Genomic DNA, 20,026 nt, shown 5'->3' with positions numbered 1-20,026 from the left:
CTCGCAAAACGGCCCTAAGCCAGGGATGATGGGCACGCTGAGCACAGCGATGGCGCTGCCCTCCCGATTCATTCCCACTACCAGCCGGGGCTGGCTTCGCACCCTGGCCCTGAGCTGCAGCCTGCTCCTGAGCGGCTGCACAGGAGGTGGACTCCCTGCTGTGGTGTACCTCGCCGGCGGCACCAACAGCGACCAAACGATCGACGCGGAGCTGCTGGCGGAGTACAGCGGACGGTTGCGGTTGCTGGAGAAGGGCTTTCGGCAGATCAACCGCAACACCCAGTTCCAGTTCAGCCTTTATCCAGAAGATCGGATCGAGGCCACCATTCGGGTTCGTTCCAAAAGCGGACTTGGGCCGGATCTGCTGTTTGTGAATGGCGACACCGCTTTGCGCCTGATGCGCAAGAGCCTTGTGAAGCCCTTCCCAGCGACGGCCGCTCAACTCAATCTCTTCAACCCCGAAGAGCTGAAACGGCTCCGTGCCCCAAACGGCCAACTCGCGGGTTTACCGGTGTTGATGCAGGCCCAGCTGGCCTGCTTCAACCGCAAGGTTTTGCCGAAGGCCCCCAGCACCCTGAACGAGCTGTTGGCCAACAGCGCCCAAGGCAAACCGAGCGCGCTCTCGGTTGACCTGTACAACCTGTTCTGGACCGCCGGCAGCCTGGGGGCGATTCCAGCCATCAACAAAGCGCTATTACGCCAACCGATCAGCCCACAGGATCGCAGCGACATCCAGCGCTGGCTGGCCTGGCTGCAGAACGCGAGCAACCAGCAGGGCATCACCTTCTATGGCACGCAGCAAGCCATTGAGGCCGAATTCGTTTCAGGCCGGGTGGCCTGGATCCCCTGCCGAAGCACAAGCCTCCCCCGACTGCGACGGCGCCTTGGGCAGGCCCTGGGGGTGAGCGCCTTGCCGGATGGGCGTTATGGCCAGGCCAGCCCCGTGAACCGGCTGCGGGTGCTGGCGCTGGGCACCAGCTCAAGTGCGATGGGCCACCAGCGAGCCCTGGCCTTCAGCAAATACGCCGTGAATCCTTTGGTGCAACGAGAGCTCTCGATGGGATCCCAAACAGTGCTCCCCGCCAACCGATTCGTGAAGGTGCCCACGAGCAGCTCCACGGTGCTGGCCGCCATGGTTCAAGCCGGCCAGCAGGGCAGCCAGATCAATGAAATGGTGGCGATGTTGCACAGCAACGACCCCCGCATCCACACCAACGAGCACCTGATCACCCAGCTGGTCTTCGGGGAAATCACCCCCAGCGAAGCCACCAACCGGATGATCGACGTGCTGCAGTCGACACCTGCGCCGCCACGATGAAAGAACTGCTGCTGGAAGTGTTGGGGTGGCTCGGCTACCTGGAGCGGCCAGCGGTGGTGGTGCAGCTGCTGGTGAGCGTGGGGTTGATGCTCCTCTGCCGCGTTGCACGCCGCCGCCGCTGGCTCGGCCGCTGGCCCACGCTGGCCTACGCGCCCCTCGGCCTCATCGCTCTGGGACTGACCTGCGGACTCCTGGGTCAGCTCAACCATCCCTACGGCCTGGCGGGCCTCTTGGCCCTGCTCTGGCTGGGGTGGTTTGGTCTCGCACTGCTGCATCGCTTGCTCGGCCGCTGGTTGCGCCCCGAACGTCTCCATCAGCTCGAATCGCGCCTGCTGCGGCCGGCCTATCTGCTGATGGCCACGCTGCTGCTGATCAGCCAGGTCGACAGCCTGCGGGATCTGGCCGTGGCTCCACTGGGGTCGCTCTTTGGTGTATCGCTCAGCGCCGGGAAACTGTTTCAGGCGGGGTTGATCGTGTACGTGGTGCTCGTGGGTTGCGGACCTCCGGCGGCGGGTCTGGCCTGGCTGGTGCAGCGGGCGGTGGGGATGAGCGAAGGCAGCCGCAAAGCGATGGAGCTGATGCTGCGCTACACGGTGGTGGCCCTTGGCCTGGTGGCCGTGGGGGTGCATCTGGGCCTCAACACCACAGCATTGATCGCCGTGGCCGGTGGCTTGTCGGTTGGCCTGGGCTTCGGCATCAAGGAGGTGTTCTCCAATTTCGTGAGCGGCCTCTGGTTGCTGTTTGAAGGCTCCGTGCGCCCCGGTGAAGTGCTGATGCTCGATGGCGATCCCTGCGAGGTGCGCAAGCTGGGGCTGCGGGCCACCCTGCTGTGGCGCGACCGCGACAACGCTGAGCTGCTGATCCCCAACCAGACCTTCTTCACCGAGGCCGCCACCACCTACACCGCCAGCGATCGGATGCGCCGCAGCCAGGTGAGTGTGGGCGCCGCCTATCACCACGATCCAACCGACGTGATCGCCCTACTGGAGGCCACAGCGCGCCAGGTGCCCCGGGTGCTGCCCGAACCAGCGCCCAAGGCGCTCCTGCTCAGCTATGGCGACTACGAGATCAACTACGCCCTGCGCTTCTGGATCGCCAATCCGATGGACAACGTCGGCATCTGCAGTGAGGTGAACCAGGCGATCTGGCATGCCTTCAAGGCCAACAACATCGAGATCCCCTTCCCCCAGCAAGTGGAATACCCGATGGTGTGGCCGCCGGAGCAGCACACACCCAGCACCTATCACCGCTAGCCGCGGGCCAGGCGCGTGAGGTAGGCATCGCGGCTGCCGGCATTGATCCAACCGGTGGCGATGGTTTTGCTGTGGGTGTGGTTCACCCGGCCACGGTGGATATGGGATGGACCGGCCGGAAAGATCACGAGCTTGCCCCGCTCTGCCGCCTCGTGGTGCTGCTGCCAGTGGAACTCGGTGCCCGCCTCTTCAACGGAGTTGCAATAGAGGATCCAGGCGAGCACCCGGTGCACCGGCTCGGTGGCTTCGTCGCTGATGGTCCAGTCACAGTGCCAGCGCTTGAAGCCCTCACCGGGGGCATAGCGCTGCAGGTTGAAGATCGGATTCACAAACAACTGCTGAGCCGGGCAGCACTCGCGAAACAGCGGCCGCTCCTGCAGGTAGCGCTCCAGGCCCGCCGTGACGCCGCGCAGGATCACGTCTGCCAGGGCAAACGCTTCGGGATCAGAGCGATCGAGCGCCACCAGGCTGATATCGGTCGACACCTTGGCCGGTTCCCCGTCGCCATTGGGGCCGAAGGCCACACCGGGGCACTGCAGATCGGCGCGGCGTTCAAAGAAGGCCATCACACCATCGGCCAGCGCCTCAAAGCCGGCGTTGCGATAGCGGGCGATCAGCTCCATCAGCGGAAGGCATAGCGCAGGCTGAGCATGACGCCGTGCGTCTGCAGGGCGGCTTGCGTACCGGCGATCTCGAGGGTTCTGTTACCGGTTGGCCGCGCGATTGAGGCGCTGCCTGAATCGGTTTGTACGCGGCCCAGGTCGGAGTAGCGGTAGGCCAAATCCAGACTCAACTGCTCGTTGATAGGGATGGCCACACCGGCCGTAAGCAACCAGGCCAGGCCGGTTGTTGTGCCACCGGCAATCGTGGTGGAGGCATCGGGCGCGATGGCCGGGAAGTTGTAGCTCACAGCACTGATGCGGTTGCGCGCCACCCCCACGCCAGCCCCGATGTAGGGCTGCACCCGACGCAGTCGAGGAAGGTCGATGTAGCCCACGCCGAAGCCAGCCACCGAGCTGAGGTTGGCGCTCACCGGCTGGGGTGGGGCCGACTGCAGGAAATTGGCCTGGCCTCGGTATTCATAGGCCGGCCGATAGCTGAACAAGGCCTCCGCCCGAAGCCAAGTATTGAGGCGATAGCCAAGCCCGGCGTCCAACACGGCACCGGTTCCAAAAGCTCCTGTGGCCTGAAGTGGTTGCCCATTGCGCCCCGCACCGCAGCCAAACAAAGCCGGTGGATTGGTGGCCTGACAGTTGCGATCCCGGAAGGTGGAGGTGGTTGAACCATCAGCTCCCACGCCCAGCCGCAAATACGGCTCCGCCAGCGCGGGTATCGCGGCGGAGCTCCCGACCAAGCTCGCCAGGGATCCCACCAGCCAGGAACGCAGAGTCGTCATCGCAGCCGCCATCACGGCCGTCATTCGATCACGCCTCAGGCGCGGCCCAGGGAACCACAAGCACCGAATCGAGCCGCTGCCAGCGGGAGCGATCCATCACCAGCCGCTGGCTCAGGTTCACGCAATCCAGGGCGCGCGCCACTCGCTCCGGCTCCAGCACCTCTTCCGCCGGCCCCTGGGGCAGCACCAGCACCTGCTGCTCCGCTGGATCGGCCATCAGCTGCAGCTCAAGATCCGCCAGCTCCCGTTCAAAAAACACCCGCCGCAAGCGACCCATCTGCAAGGGTCCAATCGCCTCAGCAAAAGCTTTAAGGCCCGCCTCGTCGCCACTGCAGCCGCAGTTGAGCGCCAGCCAGATCAGCAGCTTTGCCCAGCTCTCAGGGCTCCACAGCGGCGTGAAGCTCTCACGGTGCTGACGCACCAGTTCCGCCAGGGCGAAGTCCACCAAGGTGGCCTGCAGGGCCAATGGGTCAGGGGATGCGGTTGTCATGCAGCCCATCCTCCCCACCGGCCGGCAGACTGCAATCAGCTGCGCCCGCCTCTGCGATGGCCCTGGACTTCAACGATCCCGATCTGGAGTTCTCCGATCTCGTGTACGCCTATCAGAGCTGGGTGATGGCCGTGATCAACGATGAGAAGCTCGGTGGTGAAGCGCTTCTCACCGATGAAATCGCGGAGGATGCCCTCAACGCGATGCGCTTCCTGCCCGGCGAGGTGACCGCTGCCATCGAAACCAGCCTGGCCCGCGTCTACGACGTGGATGCCGATGAGCTGGCCGCTCTGCTGTTCCCCGAAGACTGAGCGCCACCACAACGATGGGCGACTCCAGCTATGTGCTCGGTACCCACTCCGAGGAGCTGGAGCGCCTGCGGTTCCAGCATGAGCTCTGGTTGCCCGCCGCCCGGGGTGCCTGGGAGCGGGCCGGGCTGAGCGCCGGAATGCGGGTGCTGGATGTGGGGGCTGGCCCAGGTTTTGCAGCCATGGATTTGGCGCAAATCGTGGGGCCCACAGGCCGGGTGTTGGGGCTGGAACGCAGCGAGGCCTACGTGGCTGCAGGGCAAGCGATGGCCCACAGCGCCCAGCTGCCCTGGCTTGAGCTGCGCCAGCACGATGTACTGCGCAATCCCTACCCAGGCGAAGGCTTCGATCTGGCTTGGTGCCGTTGGCTGGCGATGTTCCTGCCCGATCTGGATCCCCTGCTCACGGGGCTGGAGCAGAGCCTGCGCCTCGGCGGCCAGCTGGTGCTGCATGAATACGTGCACTGGGACACGTTCGGACTGCACCCTGGAGGCCGCGCCATCGCCCGCTTCGGCCAGGCCTGCCAACGCAGTTTCCGCGAGGCCGGCGGTGATCCCGATCCAAACCGGCGCCTGCCCTCGCTGCTGGCGACCCGTGGTTGGCGCATCGACGCGCTGAAACCCTTGCCCGTGGCCGGCGACAGCCGCTCGATGGCTGGCCAGTGGCTGGAGCGCTTTGTGCAGGTGTACGGCGAGCGCCTACAGGAGCTAGGGCTGTGGAGCAGCGGCGACGCCGCCGAGGCCCGGGCGGAGATCGCTGCAGCCGCCGCCGACCCCGGCAGCTTCTGGGTGGGCCCCACAGTGCTCGAGGTGAGAGCGACACGATTGGCGGGCTGACATTCCGCCGCCATGCCCTGGACCTGCGCCGACATCCCCGATCAGAGCGGCCGCACTGCCCTGATCACAGGCGCCAACAGCGGGCTGGGACTGGAAACAGCCAGGGCGCTGGCGCAACGCGGAGCGCGCGTGGTGCTGGCCTGCCGCAGCCTGGCCAAAGCGGAGGCCGCCTGCCAGGAGCTGACAGGCAATGGCGGAGCCGAGCTGATCCCTCTGGAGCTGGATCTGGCCGATCTCGCCAGTGTTCGCCAAGGCGCCGGCGCAGTCGCCGAGCGCTGGGGTGCCATTGATCTGCTGATCAACAACGCCGGGGTGATGGCCCCGCCCCGGCAGCTGAGCGCCCAGGGGTTCGAGCTGCAGTTCGCTGTGAATCACCTGGGGCACTTCGCCCTCACCCAACAGCTCCTGCCCGTGCTGCGCCCAGGAGCGCGCGTGGTGCACGTGAGCTCAGGGGCGAGCTACTTCGGCCGCATCGCCTTTGATGATCTGCAGGGCGAGCAGCGCTACGACGCCTGGGCCGCCTACGCCCAGAGCAAGCTGGCCAACGTGATGACGGCCCTCGAGCTGCAACGCCGGCTGGATGCCCAGGGGGCGAAGGTGCTCTCGATCGCGGCCCATCCCGGCCTGGCCCGCACCAATCTGCAGCCCACCTCCGTGGCGGCCCGCGGCTCCCGGGTGGAGGAGCTGGCCTACCGCCTGATGGACCCTCTGTTCCAGAGCGCGGCCATGGGTGCTTTGCCCCAACTGTTCGCCGCCACGGCCGCTGCCGCCGAACCCGGTGGCTTCTATGGCCCCGGCGGCCTGGGCAACTTCAAGGGTTATCCCAAGGCCTGCCGGATTGCACCGGCCGCGCTGGATGCCGCGGCCTGCCAACGGCTCTGGAGCGTGAGCGAGGAGCTCTGCAGCGGCTGAGGCGCGGCAGCGCGGGGAATGCTCCGAGCAGTGCGCAACAGCGATCGATGCTCCGCCCCCCGAGCCCAACGCAGCCCTCGGTGCTGGAACTGCTACGCCGCCCGGACCCCAAAGACTGGCTCGGCCCGCTGCGCCCCTGGGTGAACCTCTGCCGCCGCGGCGTGGATCCGCAGGAGGCCTGGCGGCAGCTGCAGCGCTGAGGGAGCTCTAAGGCCATCGTGGAGGAATGACCACTCATCTGGCCACCGGCCCCCGCTGGTTTGTTGCCGGCGATCTCGACGGCTTTCTAGGCCTGGCGCTCGACAACCTGATCCAGATCCTGCTGATCCTGGGGCTGTGCGGGGGCGTTCTCGGCTACCCCAGCGCGCTGTTGCTGGGCACGATCCTCCCCGCCACGGGCATCAGCCTGTTGCTGGGGAACCTGGCGTACGCCTGGCAGGCCTACCAGCTGGCGAAGGCGGAGGGGCGCAGCGATCGCACAGCACTCCCCTACGGCATCAACACGGTGAGCCTCTTCGCCTACGTGTTTCTGGTGATGCTGCCGGTGAAGCTGGGGGCCCTGAGTGCCGGCCTGGCGCCCGAGGCCGCCGTGCGCCTGTCGTGGCAGGCAGGCATGGTGGCCTGCCTTGGATCGGGCCTGATCGAAGCGGCTGGCGCCTTCAGTGCCGAGCTGCTGCGACGTTGGCTGCCTCGGGCGGCGCTGCTCTCCACCCTGGCAGGCATTGCCCTGGGCTACATCGCCCTGGGCTTCCTGCTGCGCACCTACGCCCAACCCGTGGTGGGGCTCACGGTGCTGGCAATGATCCTGGTCACCTACTACGGCAAGTTGCGCCTGCCGATTCCCGGCGGCCTGCTCGCCGTACTGGTGGGCATGGCCCTGGCCTGGGGCCTGGGCCTGATCCGCCTCGACCCCGGGCTCTGGCAAGAGCAGTTGAGCCAAGTGGGCCTGCGGCCGCCCCATCTGGAACTGGCGGCGCTGTGGGAAGCGCGCGGTCAGCTGCTGCCGTGGCTGGGGGTGATCGTGCCGATGGGTCTGTTCAACCTGCTGGGCTCCCTGCAGAACATCGAAAGCGCCGAAGCAGCTGGCGATCGCTACCCGGTGCGCAGTTCGCTGCTGATCAATGGGCTGGGCACCATCGCCGCGGCTGGCCTGGGCGGCTGTTTTCCCACCACCCTCTACATCGGTCATCCCGCCTGGAAAGCGATGGGAGCCCGCATCGGCTACTCGTGGCTCAACGGCCTGGTGATGGGCGGCGCCTGCCTGCTTGGCTTGTTCGGGCTGATCGCTCAACTGGTGCCGATCGAAGCCGGCATGGCGATCGTGCTTTACATCGGCTTGGTGATTGCCGCTCAGGCCTTTCAGGCCACCCCCAGCGCCCATGCCCCAGCCGTGGCCTTGGGATTGCTGCCGGGCCTGGCGGGCTGGGGCGCCATGCTGCTGAAAGCCGGCCTGCGGGCCGGGGGTGCCGGCAGCACCGCACAGCCGTTTTCCGCCGCCCTGCTCCAGCCGCTGCAACAGGCCGATGTGTGGGCCGCCGGCGCCTTTGCCCTGGAGCAGGGCCAGATCATCACCGCGATGCTGCTGGCGGGCATGGTGGTGTACGTGATTGAGCGCCGTTTCCTGGCCGCCAGCCTGTGCGCGGCGGTGGCTTCCGGATGCGCCTGGCTCGGGGTGATCCACGCCTGGCGTTTCACCAGCTCAGACACGGTGCTGCAACTGGGCTGGGGTGTGGGCGGCAGCTGGGCCCTGGGCTATCTGCTGATGGCCTTGGTGTTTGGCCTGGCGAGCCGGGTGAAGCGATGAGCCGCCCAGGCAGGCTCAAAACCCGCTGAGGGTGGGGTGCAACAGCGCATAGCCCAAGCTGCGTAGCCGGCGGTTGCTGATCCGGCGATCCGCCATGGGCTTGACCTCGGGTGAGGCACCACTCCACTGCACCGGTGGCAGCTCGGCGGCCGTGCAAATCCGATCGAGCAGATCAGCCACACGCCAGGGCTGGTCGTCGACCACATTGACCGTCTCATCCCAGGCCCCAGCCAATGCGGCCGCCATGGCCCCGGCCACATCGTCGCGATGGATCCAATTGCTGTGGGTCTGGCCATCACCGGGCCTGGTGGTGCCAGCCAGCGACTGGAAACGACGGTTTAGATCACGGCCGGGGCCATAGATCGCGCCAAGGCGCAACACACACACCCGCCGTTGATCGCTGCGGGCCTGCACCAACAGCTGCTCGCTCTCCACGAGCACCGCAGCGTGGGCATCACGCGGCAGCACGGGCGAGCACTCATCCATCCAGCCCCCTGCCGCATCGCCATACACACCACAACTGCTCGTGTAGATGATCTGCCGCAACTGCGGAAGTTCGGGCAACAGCGCAAGCAAGGTGGTGATGCTGTCGCGATAGGTGGCGGCATACACGCCCGCATTCACCTGGCGATCTCCCCCAGGCGCCATACAAAACACGGCTGCATCCGCAGACTCCAAGGCCTGCTTCAAGGCGGGAGCATCACTGGCCTTGAGTACCAGCACGCGATCACCCAATGGTTCGAGCGCCGCGCGGCGCTGCTCCCGCGTTGTTGTGAGGGTGAGATGGCACGGCGCTTGAGCACCCAGGAGCCGCGCCAGGGCCTCACCCACATAGCCGCAGCCCACGATGGTGACCCGCATCGACAAGACCCCGCTGAGGATGGAGGCTAGGAAGAGCCTCGGGGGCTCGTGTTGGATCAGCAGCAACGCCAATGGGAGCTGAACCGCCGCAACTTCGAGGGCCGCTGGCAGGGTCGGAGCCACTGGTATCTCCGCAGCGGAGCACTCGATTGGCGGAGCCCCAGTCGCGTGATCGACGACACCTGCTACGACATCCAGTTCAGCGATCCGGATCACGGAAGCTGGGATGGCCGGGGCTTGCTGTTTGCACCGGAGGGACGGCGCCGCTTGCCCTTGAGCCGCACGGCGTACAACAGCGGCGGCAACTGCTGGCAGTTCCGCGGTGCCGGGGGGCAATCCAGTCGTTGCGTCGACCCCACAGCCGAGCGCTTCGGCCATGAAGTGAACCTCTTTGCCGGCCGCGCCCGCTCGATGCTGGTGCTGCTCTGGGGGCAGCACCTCAACGCTGAGCGCTGTGGCTGGAGCCTCGATGCGATCGGAGCCGTTGGTTTTCGTTGCGCCCATGCCACGCAACAAGATCCGACGCGGCCGCAACAGACCCCCGAGGAACTGCTGCGGGATCTGGAAGGTTGGCCCGGCGAACAGGAGCACTTGCTCCAGGAGCAGCTCACCCCCTGCGAACCCTTCAGCGCGGAGCAGTTCGCGATCCACCCGCTCACAGCCACCTTCGTGGATGGCTTGATCTGCTCGGTGCCCGAATGGCTACCCGAGGGAGCCTTCCGCCTGCACATCGGCTGCCGTACCAGCGCCGATGCCTTCCAGCAAATCAAGTTGGTGTTCGATGCATACCAACAGCTGGAGCTGTGTGAACGACGGCTCTACCGGCGAAGCCAGATCCAACCCTGATCGCTAGCTTCCGGGCAGTGAAGCCCAAGCCATGAGCTACACGGTTCTCAAGTTCAGCTCGGAAGACTGCGGCACCTGCCACCGCATGAGTCATTACGACGCCGCAGTGTGCACAGAGCTGGGTTGCAGCTTCGTGAGCGTGATGCTGCAGGACACCGAGGCCTATCGCCGCTACCGCCGCGTTCTGTTGGCCCAATACCCCGATAAGCAAGGCATGGGCTGGCCCACCTATCTGGTGGTGAGCGATCCGGAAGGCGAGTTCACCATCCACGGCGAACTCAAAGGCGGCATGCCCAAGGGCGACTTCCGCACCCGCCTCAGCGGCCTGATTCCCTGATGCCCGGTGCCGGGTTCGAACCAGCGACATCCTGCTTGTAAGGCAGGCGCTCTACCGCTGAGCTAACCGGGCGGCTCAGGCATTCTGCATCGCAACAGCAGCCACTCGCCATGGCCAGCGGCCAGCAGCACGACCGCGCCACCTGGCTCCTGGCCCTGCCCTTCGGGCTGCTGTGGGGGCCCTGGTTGGGGCTTGCAGGCATCGCAACCGCCGGGACTGCCTTTCTGATCGGAGGACTGTGGCTGTCTCCCGACCTCGACACCCGCTCCAATCCCAGCCGCCGCTGGGGACCACTGCGCCTGCTCTGGTGGCCCTACCGGCAGCTGCTGCGCCATCGCTCGCTGCTCTCGCATTCACCGTTTCTGGGGAGCGCAGGCCGGCTGCTTTATCTAGCGGTGCTCGTGGGCCTAGCGGGCTGGCTGTTGCAGCCCTGGGGTGCACCGAGCCCGCTGGAGCTGGGGCAGGGCCTCCAGCTGCTCTGGCAGGAGCAGCGCGGGTTGAGCCTGGCTGTGCTGATTGGCGTGGAGGCCAGCGCCTGGCTGCATCTGCTCCAGGACGGCGATCCGATGCCGAGTCTACCGAAGCTGCTGCGCCGCCAACGCCGCAAACCGCGTCGCCGCCGCAGACTCCGCTGAGCCACGCACCGCAGCCCATGGCCCTGCTCGACTTCGACGGTGACTACGGCCGCACCTACAACGCGCGCATCCGCCGGCTGATCCCCGCCTACGACGCGATCTTCGAGCTGGCGGCGGCCACGGCGGCGGCGCTGGAGCCGCAGGCGCGCCGGGTGCTGGTGGTGGGAGCCGGCAGCGGCACGGAATTGCCTGCACTACTGCAGGCCATGCCCCAGGCCCGGTTCACGCTGATCGAACCCAGCCAACAGATGCGCGGGCTCTGCAACGCACTGATCGCCGAGATCGGAGCCACAGCGCGGGCGGAGTGGGGCCCCGACCACCTGCAGGCCGGCGGGGCAGGCGATTTCGAGGTGGTGATCAGCCACAACGTGCTGCATGTTCTGCCCCCACCCGAGCAGGAGCAGCTGCTTCAGCGCATGGCAGCTCACCTGGCACCCGGCGGATGCCTGCTGCTGAGCAGCTACAGCGAATCGAATCCACCGGGATTTGAGCTGGGCCTGGCCATCGGCCGCGCCCGCTTTGAAGCACTGGGGATGGATGCGGCCACCATCGAAGCAGTGATGGCCTCGCGCAACACCAAGGTGTTCTCGATGGATGAAGAGCGCCTGCAGCGCGAGCTCACCCAGGCCGGCTTGGAAGCGCCCATCCCGCTGCTGCAGGCCCTGTTCCAACGCCTCTGGCTGAGCCGGCGTGCAGCGCAGGAGTGCGAGGGTGGCGCCACCGCCTGAACGCCACGCCCATGGCCGCCACGCCCGATCCCACCGCAGCTGTGAGCGAACTGATCGCGGTGGTGGCCCAGCTGCGCAATCCCGAAAGCGGCTGTCCCTGGGATCTGGAGCAGACCCACGCCTCCCTGGTGCCCTACGTGCTGGAAGAGGCCCATGAGGTGGCCGATGCCATCCGCCACGGCGACGACGCCCATCTCAAGGAAGAACTGGGAGACCTGCTGCTGCAGGTGGTGCTGCATGCCCAGATCGCCCAGGAGGAGGGACGCTTCGATCTGGCACAGATCGCCGCGGGCATCAGCGAGAAGCTGGTGCGCCGCCACCCCCATGTATTTGCCGGCGCCGAAGCAGCAGACAGCGCCGCCGTGAAGGCCAACTGGGAGGCGATCAAGGCTGCGGAGAAAGCCGCGGATCCAGCAGGCCAGCCCTCAGCCAGCCCCCTCAGCGATCGTCTCGCCGGCAAGGTGCGCGGCCAGCCCGCACTCGCTGGCGCGATGACCATCTCCAAAAAGGCCGCCGCGGCCGGCTTCGAATGGGACGACATGGCCGGTGTGTGGGAGAAGGTGCATGAGGAGCTCGATGAGCTCAAGGAAGCGGTGGCCAGCGGCGACAAGGCCCACGCCCAGGAGGAACTCGGCGACGTGCTGTTCACCTTGGTGAATGTGGCCCGCTGGTGCGGTATCGATCCCGAAGCCGGCCTGGCCGGCACCAACCGCCGCTTCCTCGATCGCTTCTCCCGCGTGGAAGCTGCCCTCGGCGGCAACCTCCAGGGCCGCAGCATCCGTGAACTGGAAGGGCTCTGGCAACAGGCCAAGGCGGAGATCCGGGCCGCTCAGTCGTCTGAAAGCTGAGGCCGGCCCTGCCGCTGTTGCTTCACCGCGCTGCGCTGCTTTTTCGCCGCCAAACGCCTTTGCACTGAGCCCCGCGTGGGCTTCGTGGGGCGCCGCGGGGGTGGTGGTGGCTTGATCGCTTCCTGCAACAGCTCCACCAAGCGCCGTTGCGCCGCGACGCGGTTCTGCCATTGCGAGCGGTGCTCACTGGCAGCGATCACCACGCAACCCTCCACAAGCCGCTGCTCCAGGCGCCCCAACGCCCTGGCCCGCAGGTGCGGCGGCAGCGACGGCGTTGACGCCAGGTCGAACACCAACTCCACCCGTGAATCGGTGGTATTCACGTTCTGACCACCCGGCCCACCGGAGCGGGAAAAGCGCCAGCGCAGCTCCGCCGCAGGAATCACCCAGCGCTCACTCAACCGCAGATCGCCTGGAGTGCCGCCCGCCATCACCGAAGCCTGTCACGGGCAGCACAGAAGGATTGGCCACCCATGATGCGCAAATGTGGAGGAACGATCCTCCACGCCATGGCCGAGAGCAGCACCGCCCCCACCCCCGGCTGGGTGGACGAGATCTTTGACGGCGTGCGCTACGGCCTGGCCGGGCGGGTGATCGCGGAGAAGCAATCCCCGTTCCAGAAGGTCACCATCATCGAAAGTGAGCGCTACGGCAAGGGCCTGCTGCTCGATGGCTGCTGGATGACGGCCGAGCGCCAGGAGCGGCATTACCACGAATCGATCGTGCACCCGGCGCTCTGCAGCGCCGCGAGCATCGAGCGGGTGCTGGTGATCGGCGGCGGCGATGGCGGCACCGCCCGCGAGTGCCTGCGCCACGCCGGTGTGCAGCACCTCGACATGGTGGAGATCGATGGCCTGGTGGTGGAGTGGAGCCAGCAGCACCTGCCCTCGATCGGCGGAGGCTGCTGGAGCGATCCCCGCTTCCACCTCACCGTGGGGGATGGCATCGCCTGGGCGGCCAACGCTGCCGATGCCAGCTACGACGTGGTGATCGTGGATGGATCCGATCCGGCGGGCCCAGCCGAAGGCCTGTTCAACCGAGCCTTCTTTGAGCAGTGCCGGCGCATCCTCAAGCCCGGCGGCGTGTTCGCCACCCAGAGCGAATCGCCCGAGGCCTTCCGTCAGGTGCACATCGACACCGTGAAGGTGATCCGCGAGGTGTTCGGCCACGCCGATCCGCTGTATGGCTGGGTGCCGATGTATCCCAGCGGCTGGTGGAGCTGGACCTTCGCCGCCACCGACGGCCGCCGCTACCTCGAGCCCGATCCGGCCCGCGCCGCGGCCGTAGCCGAGGGCTGCGAGATCTGGAGCCCCCGCTGGCAGCGCGGCGCCTTCGAGGCCATCCCCGCCGCCATTGAGCGGGCCCTGGCGAGCTGAGAAGCTGAAGCGATGCCCGATCTCTCCTGCTTCGACACCGACGGCGCCATCTACATGGGCAGCCGGCGCGATCCGGCCGGCTGCCGCGTGGGCCTGTTCGGCGTGCCCTACGACGGCACCACCTCCTTCCGCCCCGGCACCCGCTTCGGGCCAGCGGCGATCCGCGAGGTGAGTCCGGGCCTGGAGAGCTACTGCCCCCAGCTCGATCGCGACCTGGAAGAGCTGGCCATCGCCGACCTCGGCGCCGTGGACATCCCCTTCGGCGCACCGGAGCCGGTGGTGGCCGCGGTGAAGCAAGCCACCGAAACCGTGCTGGCCCTGGGGCTCAAGCCGCTGATGCTCGGAGGCGAGCATTCGATTAGCTCCGGTGCCGTGGCCGCCGTGGCCGAGCAGCACCCCGAGCTGGTGCTGGTGCAGCTCGATGCCCACGCTGATCTGCGCCATGAATGGCTCGGCGCCCACCACAGCCACGCCTGCGCCATGCGCCGTTGCCTGGAGGTGCTGCCCAGCCAACAGCTGCTGCAGATCGCGATCCGCAGCGGCACCCGCGAGGAGTTCTCCGAACTGCGCCAGACGGGCCGGCTGGTGGCGATCGAGCGCATGGCCGAAGCGCTCAAGCCCCTGCGCGGCAAGCCGCTTTATCTCACCGTGGATCTCGACTGGTTCGATCCCGCCGTGATGGCCGGCACCGGCACCCCTGAACCGGGCGGCTTCCTCTGGAGCGATTTCGCCGCCCTGGTGGATGAGCTGCGCCACCACAACCTGGTGGCGGCCGATGTGGTGGAACTGGCGCCGATGCTGGATCCCACTGGCGTGAGCAGCGTGCTCGCATCCAAAGTGGTGCGCAGCCTGCTGTTCCTGCTGGATCGCTGAGCTGCGATCGCGCCTCAGTAAGCGCAGGTGCCGCTGGAGCGCTGCTCCCGCAGGCGCTCATGCTGCTGACCGATCAGCAGGATCGCCATCGTGGGGTGGTTGTGGAGCAGGTTGAGGAAGCGCAACCGATCCAGCCGCACCAGCTCGACAGGCGTGCGGGCCACCGCATCGTTGTGGCGCACGTCTTCGTTCCAGACGATGTCTTCGTAGCTGAACAGCTCGCCGGGGCGGTAGCAAAGCTTGTCGCCCTGAGGGTTGATCACCTCCACGATGCCGCGGCGCACCGCATAGATGGCATCCGCCGCCTGGCCTCGGCTGAAGATCACCGCGCCCGTCGCGAACGACACCGTCTCACTGTCCACCTGGGTGGCCATCAGTTCGAGCGGACTGGCAACGGCGGCAACAGCCATCAACGATGTCTCCATGAAGCTGTGTGAAAACCAGCTTGGCACCGCCGAACAGGCGGCATGGCGTGCTGGAACACATTCGAGGCCGATCGGGCGCGAATCTTCGCCTTCTCTTCAGGTTTCGAGCACATCGGTGAGGGCCAGCTGGCGCTCACCGGGATGGGGCAACAACTCCGCCGGGGTGTCCCCCATCACCGGCAAGCGCGGCGGGCGCGCCGTCCAGTGATGGCACCAAAGCTCCGCCGCAAGCTCCCCCTGGATCGGCAGCTTGCGCAGTTGGCACCAGCCCATCTCCACACCACTGGGCTGGGTGCAATGGCGGCAGCTGCGGCAGCAGGGGCGGTTGCCCATGGAGGGCGGCAAGGGGGCTCAACGTAATCAGCCCAACCCGCCATGGCCAGTGCGGAGGGCCAACCTCCGGGTTCTCTTCGGACTGTTGAAGACCGGCTGCACATCCCGCACCCTCCATAGGATCCAGACCGACGCCAGATCGCCATGGGCGGCACCGAAGCGCTGCGGCGCACCCCCCTGTTCGAAGCGGCCCGCAGCGCCGGCGGCCGGATGGTGCCCTTCGCCGGCTGGGAGATGGCGGTGCAATTCGCCGGCCTGTTGCAGGAGCACAAGGCTGTGCGGGAACACTGCGGTCTGTTCGACATCTCCCACATGGGGGTGCTGCGCCTCAGCGGCCCCGGCGCCAAAGACGTGCTGCAAGGCCTGGTGCCCACCGATCTGTTCCGCATCGGCCCTGGTGAGGCCTGCTACACGGTGCTACTGAACGAGCAGGGCGGCATCCGCGACGACCTGATCGTGTACGACCGTGGCTGGGATGAGGCTGCCCAGGCCCATGACCTGTTGCTGGTGATCAACGCGGCCTGCGCCGCGGCCGACACCGCCTGGATCCGCAGCCAGCTGGAGCCCGCGGGAATCCGCGTGGCCGACCACAAGGGGGATGGGGTGCTCGTGGCCCTCCAGGGGCCGGAAGCCGCCAGGCAACTGGAGGCCATGAGCGGTAGCTCCCTGGCGGGCCTGCCCCGCTTCGGCCATCGCCCGCTGACCCTCCCCGGCATCGGTGAAGCCTTCGTGGCCCGCACCGGCTACACCGGGGAAGACGGCTTCGAGCTGCTGCTGGAGCGCGAGCCCGGGCTGACCTTCTGGAGCCATTGCCTGGAGCGGGGCATTCAGCCCTGCGGCCTTGGCGCCCGCGACACACTGCGCCTGGAAGCTGCCATGCATCTCTATGGCAGCGATATGGATGCCTCCACCTCACCCCTGGAAGCGGGCCTGGGCTGGCTGGTGCACCTGGAGATGCCCAAACCCTTCGTGGGGCGTGAGGTGTTGGAGCAGCAGACGCGCGACGGGGTGCAGCGCCGCCTGGTGGGGCTACAGCTGCAGGGCCGCGCCATCCCCCGCCACGGCTATCCGGTGCTGGCGAGTGGGGCAGAAGCAGGGAGCGCCCCAATCGGCACTATCACCAGCGGTGGCTGGTCTCCCAGCCTTGAGGCGGGCATTGCCCTGGCTCTGGTGCCAGCCTCTGCCGCCCGCGTGGGCAACCCGCTGACCGTGGAGATTCGCGGCAAAGCCGAGCCTGCCCTAGTGGTGAAGCGACCGTTCTATCGGCGCTGAAGACGACCACTCAGCCAGCCGCCCTAATGGGACAATCGCCGATTGCGTTTCCCTCCTCAGCATGCGCAGCCACGGATGCGGCGACCTGCGCCCCGATGCCACCGGCCAGGCCGTGCAGCTGTGCGGCTGGGTGGACCGCAGCCGCGATCACGGCGGGGTGATCTTCATCGACCTGCGCGACCGCAGCGGCACGGTGCAGATCACGGTGGACCCCGACAACGGCGCCGCGATGTTCGCCGTGGCGGAACACCTGCGCAACGAAACGGTGATCCAGGTGGAGGGCAAGGTGCGTGAGCGCCCGGCCGACGCCATCAACGAAAAGCTGGCCACCGGCCACGTGGAAGTGCTGGCCAGCGCCATCACGGTGCTCAACAGCGTGAAGGGCAACCTGCCCTTTGCCGTGTCGGTGCACGACGAGGAGAACACCCGCGAGGAGCTGCGGCTGCGCCATCGCTACCTCGATCTGCGCCGCGAGCGCATGAACAGCAATCTGCGCCTGCGGGCTCAGACGATTCAGGCGGCTCGCCGTTTCCTCGAAGACCAGGGCTTCATCGAGGTGGAAACCCCGGTGCTCACCCGCTCCACCCCCGAAGGCGCCCGCGACTACCTGGTGCCGTCGCGCGTGTGCGGCGGTGAATGGTTCGCCCTGCCCCAGTCGCCCCAGCTGTTCAAGCAGCTGCTGATGGTGGGCGGCATCGAGCGCTACTACCAAGTGGCCCGCTGCTTCCGCGACGAAGACCTGCGCGCCGATCGCCAGCCGGAATTCACCCAGCTGGACATGGAGATGAGCTTCATGGATCAGGAGCAGATCCTGGAGCTCAACGAAGCCCTGATCGCCTCCATCTGGAAGACGGTGAAAGGGGTGGACCTGCCTCGCCCCTTCCCGCGCCTCACCTGGCATGACGCCATGGAGCGCTACGGCACCGATCGCCCCGACACCCGCTACGGCATGGAGCTCACCAACGTGAGCGACCTGGTGGCCGACATGGGCTTCAAGGTGTTTTCAGGCGCCGTAGCCGCCGGCGGCTCGGTGAAGTGCATCGCCGTGCCCGGCGGCAACGACGCCGTGAGCAATGTGCGCATCAAGCCCGGCGGTGATGTGTTCAGCGAGGCCCAGAAAGCCGGCGCCGGCGGCCTCGCCTTCATCCGCGTGCGCGAAGGCGGCGAGATCGACACCATCGGCGCCATCAAAGACAACCTCTCGGAGGAGAAGAAGGCCGAGCTGCTCCAGCGCACCGGCGCTGAGCCCGGCACCTTGATCCTGTTCGGCGCCGGCGACACCGCCACGGTGAACAAAGCCCTGGATCGCGTGCGCCAGTACCTGGCCCGCGAGCTGGGCATGGTGAAGCCCGACAGCGAAAACGACAGCTGGAACTTCCTCTGGGTGGTGGATTTCCCGATGTTCGAATTCAACGCCGACGAGAACCGGCTTGAGGCGCTGCACCACCCCTTCTGCGCCCCCAACACAGGCGACCTCGGCAGCGACGCAGCCGCCTGGGCCAACACCCTGCCCACGGCCCGCGCCCAGGCCTACGACCTGGTGCTCAACGGCCTCGAGCTGGGCGGCGGCTCGCTGCGCATCCACGATTCGGCCCTGCAGCGCCAGGTGCTGCAGACCATCGGCCTGCCGCTGGAGGAAGCCAACCAACAGTTCGGCTTCCTGATGGAAGCGCTCGACATGGGTGCGCCACCCCACGGCGGACTGGCCTTCGGCATCGACCGGATGGTGATGCTGCTGGCCGGTGAGGAGTCAATCCGCGACACCATCGCCTTCCCCAAGACCCAGCAGGCCCGCTGCCTGATGACCGGCGCCCCCGGCGGCGTGGCCACCAAGCAACTCGAGGAACTGCATGTGGCGAGCACCTGGGTGGAGGAGGAGACCGAGGCCTGAGCGCCTCGCCCACGCGAGCAATCCCGAACAGAAACGCGTGATTTGAGGGCGGGTCTTAATTGAGACTCGATTGTGAGAGGGCTGTTGCGGGCGAAGCCTGTGTCGAAGGGCCCTCCCAGCCCCAAACCCTCATCCGGCAGCCGGCGCGGCAGCACCGATCTGGTGCGGCTCTACCTGCAGGACATCGGTCGGGTGGATCTGCTCAGCCATGAGGAGGAGCTCACCCTGGCCCGCCAGGTGCAACGCCGGGAACGCCTGCTGCGCGAGCGCAAGCGCCTGGCGGCCACGGCGGGCGAGCTAGCGGATCTGATCGCCCTGGAAGACGATCGGCAGCGGCTGGCCTCGCAACTGGGGCACTGGCCAGCCGTGCAGCAGTGGGCCGAGCACCTGGGCTGCACGGTGCCGCAGCTGCGGGAGCGGCTGCGTCAACACCATGAGGCCTGGGCCGTGCGCAGCGGTCTGAGCGTGGCCGAGCTGAAGCAAGCGCTGCATCACGGTCGCCGCGCCCGCGACCGGATGATCCAGGCCAACCTGCGCCTGGTGGTGGCCGTGGCCAAGAAGTATCAGCAGCGGGGCATGGAGCTGCTCGATCTGGTGCAGGAAGGCACCCTTGGGCTCGAGCGCGCCGTGGAGAAATACGACCCCACCCGCGGCTTCCGTTTCAGCACCTACGCCTACTGGTGGATCCGCCAGGGCATCACCCGCGCCATCGCCACCCAGAGCCGCACGATCCGGCTGCCGGTGCACGTCACCGAGAAGCTCAACCGGATCAAAAAGGCCCAACGCCAAATCGCCACCGAACACGGACGGCTTGCCTCCGTGAGCGACCTGGCCCGCGAGCTGGGCCTCAGTGAGGAGGTGGTACGGCTCACGCTGATGCGGGTGCCGCGCTCGGTGTCACTCGACACGCGGGTGGGCCGCGAGCAGGACACCCAACTCGGCGATCTGCTCGAAGACAGCCACGCCACCCCAGAGCAGGAACTCACCCGCGAGGCCCTGCACGATGACCTGGAGGCGCTGCTGGAGGAGCTCACCAGCAGGGAGGCCGCCGTGATCCGGCTGCGCTACGGCCTGGAAGACGACACTCCCCAGACCCTCTCCCAGATCGGCGAAGACCTGCACCTCTCCCGCGAGCGGGTGCGCCAGATCGAATCCCGCGCCCTGCTCAAACTGCGCCAGCCCCAGCGCCGCTGCCGGGTGCAGGACTACATGCGCAGCATCGACCGCGACCAGCCCGGGGACTGATCACCTGGAGGCTCCAGGAGCCGGCCGGTACATTGAAGG

Annotated in this window: 24 protein-coding genes and 1 tRNA gene; 17 read left to right on the top strand and 8 right to left on the bottom strand. The window is 67.2% G+C overall.

Annotated features, from left to right (window positions below):
* Positions 1 to 49 precede the first annotated feature (49 nt).
* Entirely contained in the window at positions 50 to 1,318 is a 1,269-nt protein-coding gene (locus KUL97_RS11695) for an extracellular solute-binding protein (protein WP_217797132.1), read from the top strand.
* Complete coding sequence (locus KUL97_RS11690) at positions 1,315 to 2,571, top strand: mechanosensitive ion channel family protein (RefSeq protein ID WP_217797131.1); 1,257 nt, start codon at positions 1,315 to 1,317, stop codon at positions 2,569 to 2,571. Before KUL97_RS11695 ends, KUL97_RS11690 begins: the two co-directional genes overlap by 4 nt.
* Here KUL97_RS11690 and KUL97_RS11685 read toward each other — a convergent pair.
* The 3 genes from KUL97_RS11685 to KUL97_RS11675 are packed head-to-tail and all read right to left on the bottom strand — an operon-like array spanning position 2,568 to position 4,457.
* Positions 2,568 to 3,194 (bottom strand): 2OG-Fe(II) oxygenase, encoded by a 627-nt coding sequence (locus tag KUL97_RS11685; protein WP_217797130.1) that lies wholly within the window; start codon positions 3,192 to 3,194, stop codon positions 2,568 to 2,570. The genes KUL97_RS11690 and KUL97_RS11685 overlap by 4 nt on opposite strands.
* On the bottom strand, positions 3,194 to 3,967 hold the full coding sequence (locus KUL97_RS11680) for an outer membrane protein (RefSeq protein WP_254896433.1): 774 nt from the start codon (positions 3,965 to 3,967) through the stop codon (positions 3,194 to 3,196). The genes KUL97_RS11685 and KUL97_RS11680 overlap by 1 nt, the downstream gene beginning before the upstream one ends.
* A gap of 28 nt (positions 3,968 to 3,995) precedes the next feature.
* Positions 3,996 to 4,457: a protein phosphatase gene (locus KUL97_RS11675; protein WP_217797129.1), complete on the bottom strand. Its 462-nt coding sequence runs from the start codon at positions 4,455 to 4,457 to the stop codon at positions 3,996 to 3,998.
* A 56-nt stretch (positions 4,458 to 4,513) separates the two neighbouring features.
* Between KUL97_RS11675 and KUL97_RS11670 the strand changes: the two genes are divergently transcribed.
* The 5 genes from KUL97_RS11670 to KUL97_RS11650 are packed head-to-tail and all read left to right on the top strand — an operon-like array spanning position 4,514 to position 8,317.
* Positions 4,514 to 4,768, top strand: coding sequence for a hypothetical protein (locus KUL97_RS11670; protein WP_217797128.1), 255 nt, complete (start codon positions 4,514 to 4,516; stop codon positions 4,766 to 4,768).
* A gap of 14 nt (positions 4,769 to 4,782) precedes the next feature.
* On the top strand, positions 4,783 to 5,601 hold the full coding sequence (locus tag KUL97_RS11665) for a methyltransferase domain-containing protein (RefSeq protein ID WP_217797127.1): 819 nt from the start codon (positions 4,783 to 4,785) through the stop codon (positions 5,599 to 5,601).
* 12 nt (positions 5,602 to 5,613) lie between these two features.
* Positions 5,614 to 6,513: an oxidoreductase gene (locus tag KUL97_RS11660; RefSeq protein WP_217797126.1), complete on the top strand. Its 900-nt coding sequence runs from the start codon at positions 5,614 to 5,616 to the stop codon at positions 6,511 to 6,513.
* Positions 6,514 to 6,560: 47 nt separating this feature from the next.
* Positions 6,561 to 6,713 (top strand): hypothetical protein, encoded by a 153-nt coding sequence (locus KUL97_RS11655; RefSeq protein ID WP_217797125.1) that lies wholly within the window; start codon positions 6,561 to 6,563, stop codon positions 6,711 to 6,713.
* A 26-nt stretch (positions 6,714 to 6,739) separates the two neighbouring features.
* Positions 6,740 to 8,317, top strand: coding sequence for an NCS2 family permease (locus tag KUL97_RS11650; RefSeq protein WP_217797124.1), 1,578 nt, complete (start codon positions 6,740 to 6,742; stop codon positions 8,315 to 8,317).
* Positions 8,318 to 8,332: 15 nt separating this feature from the next.
* Here KUL97_RS11650 and KUL97_RS11645 read toward each other — a convergent pair whose 3' ends face one another.
* Positions 8,333 to 9,178: an NAD-dependent epimerase/dehydratase family protein gene (locus tag KUL97_RS11645; RefSeq protein WP_217797123.1), complete on the bottom strand. Its 846-nt coding sequence runs from the start codon at positions 9,176 to 9,178 to the stop codon at positions 8,333 to 8,335.
* A 48-nt stretch (positions 9,179 to 9,226) separates the two neighbouring features.
* Here KUL97_RS11645 and KUL97_RS11640 point away from each other — a divergent pair, with 48 nt between their 5' ends.
* Positions 9,227 to 10,024 (top strand): hypothetical protein, encoded by a 798-nt coding sequence (locus KUL97_RS11640; protein WP_368656152.1) that lies wholly within the window; start codon positions 9,227 to 9,229, stop codon positions 10,022 to 10,024.
* A 31-nt stretch (positions 10,025 to 10,055) separates the two neighbouring features.
* Positions 10,056 to 10,361 (top strand): thioredoxin family protein, encoded by a 306-nt coding sequence (locus tag KUL97_RS11635; protein WP_217797122.1) that lies wholly within the window; start codon positions 10,056 to 10,058, stop codon positions 10,359 to 10,361.
* On the opposite strand, the gene KUL97_RS11630 is transcribed toward KUL97_RS11635, so the two are convergent.
* A tRNA-Val gene (locus KUL97_RS11630) sits at positions 10,362 to 10,433 on the bottom strand.
* A 38-nt stretch (positions 10,434 to 10,471) separates the two neighbouring features.
* On the opposite strand from KUL97_RS11630, the gene KUL97_RS11625 reads away from it, so the two are divergent.
* Genes KUL97_RS11625 through mazG form a run of 3 tightly spaced genes read left to right on the top strand, consistent with a single transcriptional unit; the run spans position 10,472 to position 12,572 of the window.
* On the top strand, positions 10,472 to 10,996 hold the full coding sequence (locus KUL97_RS11625) for a metal-binding protein (protein WP_217797121.1): 525 nt from the start codon (positions 10,472 to 10,474) through the stop codon (positions 10,994 to 10,996).
* Positions 10,997 to 11,013: 17 nt separating this feature from the next.
* The gene (locus tag KUL97_RS11620) at positions 11,014 to 11,724 is read left to right on the top strand and encodes a trans-aconitate 2-methyltransferase (RefSeq protein ID WP_217797120.1); all 711 of its coding nucleotides are present in this window, start codon (positions 11,014 to 11,016) and stop codon (positions 11,722 to 11,724) included.
* An 11-nt stretch (positions 11,725 to 11,735) separates the two neighbouring features.
* A complete protein-coding gene (gene mazG, locus KUL97_RS11615) occupies positions 11,736 to 12,572 on the top strand; it encodes a nucleoside triphosphate pyrophosphohydrolase (RefSeq protein ID WP_217797119.1) in 837 nt (278 codons plus the stop codon).
* Here mazG and arfB read toward each other — a convergent pair.
* Complete coding sequence (gene arfB, locus KUL97_RS11610; protein WP_217797118.1) at positions 12,554 to 13,003, bottom strand: alternative ribosome rescue aminoacyl-tRNA hydrolase ArfB; 450 nt, start codon at positions 13,001 to 13,003, stop codon at positions 12,554 to 12,556. The two genes, mazG and arfB, sit on opposite strands and share 19 nt — an antisense overlap.
* Before the next feature lie 78 nt (positions 13,004 to 13,081).
* Between arfB and speE the strand changes: the two genes are divergently transcribed.
* Positions 13,082 to 13,948 (top strand): polyamine aminopropyltransferase, encoded by an 867-nt coding sequence (gene speE, locus KUL97_RS11605; RefSeq protein ID WP_217797117.1) that lies wholly within the window; start codon positions 13,082 to 13,084, stop codon positions 13,946 to 13,948.
* A gap of 12 nt (positions 13,949 to 13,960) precedes the next feature.
* Positions 13,961 to 14,821 carry an agmatinase gene (speB, locus tag KUL97_RS11600; RefSeq protein WP_217797116.1) on the top strand — a complete coding sequence of 287 codons (861 nt, stop codon included), beginning with the start codon at positions 13,961 to 13,963 and terminating at the stop codon, positions 14,819 to 14,821.
* Positions 14,822 to 14,835: 14 nt separating this feature from the next.
* Here speB and KUL97_RS11595 read toward each other — a convergent pair whose 3' ends face one another.
* Positions 14,836 to 15,231, bottom strand: coding sequence for a cyclic nucleotide-binding domain-containing protein (locus tag KUL97_RS11595; RefSeq protein WP_217797115.1), 396 nt, complete (start codon positions 15,229 to 15,231; stop codon positions 14,836 to 14,838).
* A gap of 111 nt (positions 15,232 to 15,342) precedes the next feature.
* Complete coding sequence (locus KUL97_RS11590; protein ID WP_217797114.1) at positions 15,343 to 15,579, bottom strand: hypothetical protein; 237 nt, start codon at positions 15,577 to 15,579, stop codon at positions 15,343 to 15,345.
* A gap of 144 nt (positions 15,580 to 15,723) precedes the next feature.
* On the opposite strand from KUL97_RS11590, the gene gcvT reads away from it, so the two are divergent.
* From gcvT to KUL97_RS11575, 3 genes are all read left to right on the top strand, one after another.
* Positions 15,724 to 16,851: a glycine cleavage system aminomethyltransferase GcvT gene (gene gcvT / locus KUL97_RS11585; RefSeq protein WP_217797113.1), complete on the top strand. Its 1,128-nt coding sequence runs from the start codon at positions 15,724 to 15,726 to the stop codon at positions 16,849 to 16,851.
* A gap of 61 nt (positions 16,852 to 16,912) precedes the next feature.
* Complete coding sequence (gene aspS / locus KUL97_RS11580) at positions 16,913 to 18,742, top strand: aspartate--tRNA ligase (RefSeq protein ID WP_217797112.1); 1,830 nt, start codon at positions 16,913 to 16,915, stop codon at positions 18,740 to 18,742.
* Between the two features lie 99 nt (positions 18,743 to 18,841).
* Complete coding sequence (locus tag KUL97_RS11575) at positions 18,842 to 19,987, top strand: RNA polymerase sigma factor, RpoD/SigA family (protein ID WP_217797111.1); 1,146 nt, start codon at positions 18,842 to 18,844, stop codon at positions 19,985 to 19,987.
* The last annotated feature ends 39 nt before the right edge of the window (positions 19,988 to 20,026 follow it).

This window comes from Synechococcus sp. HK05 (genome assembly GCF_019104765.1).
Classification (GTDB): domain Bacteria; phylum Cyanobacteriota; class Cyanobacteriia; order PCC-6307; family Cyanobiaceae; genus Vulcanococcus.
The sequence above is the reverse complement of the archived record's forward strand: the minus strand, read 5'-3'. Positions and strand labels throughout refer to the sequence as shown.

Bases quoted from the DNA above. Each gene is read 5' to 3' on its own strand.
- KUL97_RS11660 (WP_217797126.1), top strand. From the start codon at position 5,614: ATGCCCTGGACCTGCGCCGACATCCCCGATCAGAGCGGCCGCACTGCC.
- KUL97_RS11685 (WP_217797130.1), bottom strand. From the start codon at position 3,194: ATGGAGCTGATCGCCCGCTATCGCAACGCCGGCTTTGAGGCGCTGGCC.
- KUL97_RS11680 (WP_254896433.1), bottom strand. From the start codon at position 3,967: ATGACGACTCTGCGTTCCTGGCTGGTGGGATCCCTGGCGAGCTTGGTC.
- KUL97_RS11635 (WP_217797122.1), top strand. From the start codon at position 10,056: ATGAGCTACACGGTTCTCAAGTTCAGCTCGGAAGACTGCGGCACCTGC.
- KUL97_RS11595 (WP_217797115.1), bottom strand. From the start codon at position 15,231: ATGGCTGTTGCCGCCGTTGCCAGTCCGCTCGAACTGATGGCCACCCAG.
- speE (WP_217797117.1), top strand. From the start codon at position 13,082: ATGGCCGAGAGCAGCACCGCCCCCACCCCCGGCTGGGTGGACGAGATC.
- KUL97_RS11650 (WP_217797124.1), top strand. From the start codon at position 6,740: ATGACCACTCATCTGGCCACCGGCCCCCGCTGGTTTGTTGCCGGCGAT.
- KUL97_RS11675 (WP_217797129.1), bottom strand. From the start codon at position 4,457: ATGACAACCGCATCCCCTGACCCATTGGCCCTGCAGGCCACCTTGGTG.
- KUL97_RS11695 (WP_217797132.1), top strand. From the start codon at position 50: ATGGCGCTGCCCTCCCGATTCATTCCCACTACCAGCCGGGGCTGGCTT.
- arfB (WP_217797118.1), bottom strand. From the start codon at position 13,003: ATGGCGGGCGGCACTCCAGGCGATCTGCGGTTGAGTGAGCGCTGGGTG.
- KUL97_RS11590 (WP_217797114.1), bottom strand. From the start codon at position 15,579: ATGGGCAACCGCCCCTGCTGCCGCAGCTGCCGCCATTGCACCCAGCCC.
- KUL97_RS11645 (WP_217797123.1), bottom strand. From the start codon at position 9,178: ATGCGGGTCACCATCGTGGGCTGCGGCTATGTGGGTGAGGCCCTGGCG.
- KUL97_RS11655 (WP_217797125.1), top strand. From the start codon at position 6,561: ATGCTCCGCCCCCCGAGCCCAACGCAGCCCTCGGTGCTGGAACTGCTA.
- gcvT (WP_217797113.1), top strand. From the start codon at position 15,724: ATGGGCGGCACCGAAGCGCTGCGGCGCACCCCCCTGTTCGAAGCGGCC.
- KUL97_RS11665 (WP_217797127.1), top strand. From the start codon at position 4,783: ATGGGCGACTCCAGCTATGTGCTCGGTACCCACTCCGAGGAGCTGGAG.
- KUL97_RS11670 (WP_217797128.1), top strand. From the start codon at position 4,514: ATGGCCCTGGACTTCAACGATCCCGATCTGGAGTTCTCCGATCTCGTG.
- KUL97_RS11690 (WP_217797131.1), top strand. From the start codon at position 1,315: ATGAAAGAACTGCTGCTGGAAGTGTTGGGGTGGCTCGGCTACCTGGAG.
- KUL97_RS11625 (WP_217797121.1), top strand. From the start codon at position 10,472: ATGGCCAGCGGCCAGCAGCACGACCGCGCCACCTGGCTCCTGGCCCTG.
- mazG (WP_217797119.1), top strand. From the start codon at position 11,736: ATGGCCGCCACGCCCGATCCCACCGCAGCTGTGAGCGAACTGATCGCG.
- speB (WP_217797116.1), top strand. From the start codon at position 13,961: ATGCCCGATCTCTCCTGCTTCGACACCGACGGCGCCATCTACATGGGC.
- KUL97_RS11620 (WP_217797120.1), top strand. From the start codon at position 11,014: ATGGCCCTGCTCGACTTCGACGGTGACTACGGCCGCACCTACAACGCG.
- aspS (WP_217797112.1), top strand. From the start codon at position 16,913: ATGCGCAGCCACGGATGCGGCGACCTGCGCCCCGATGCCACCGGCCAG.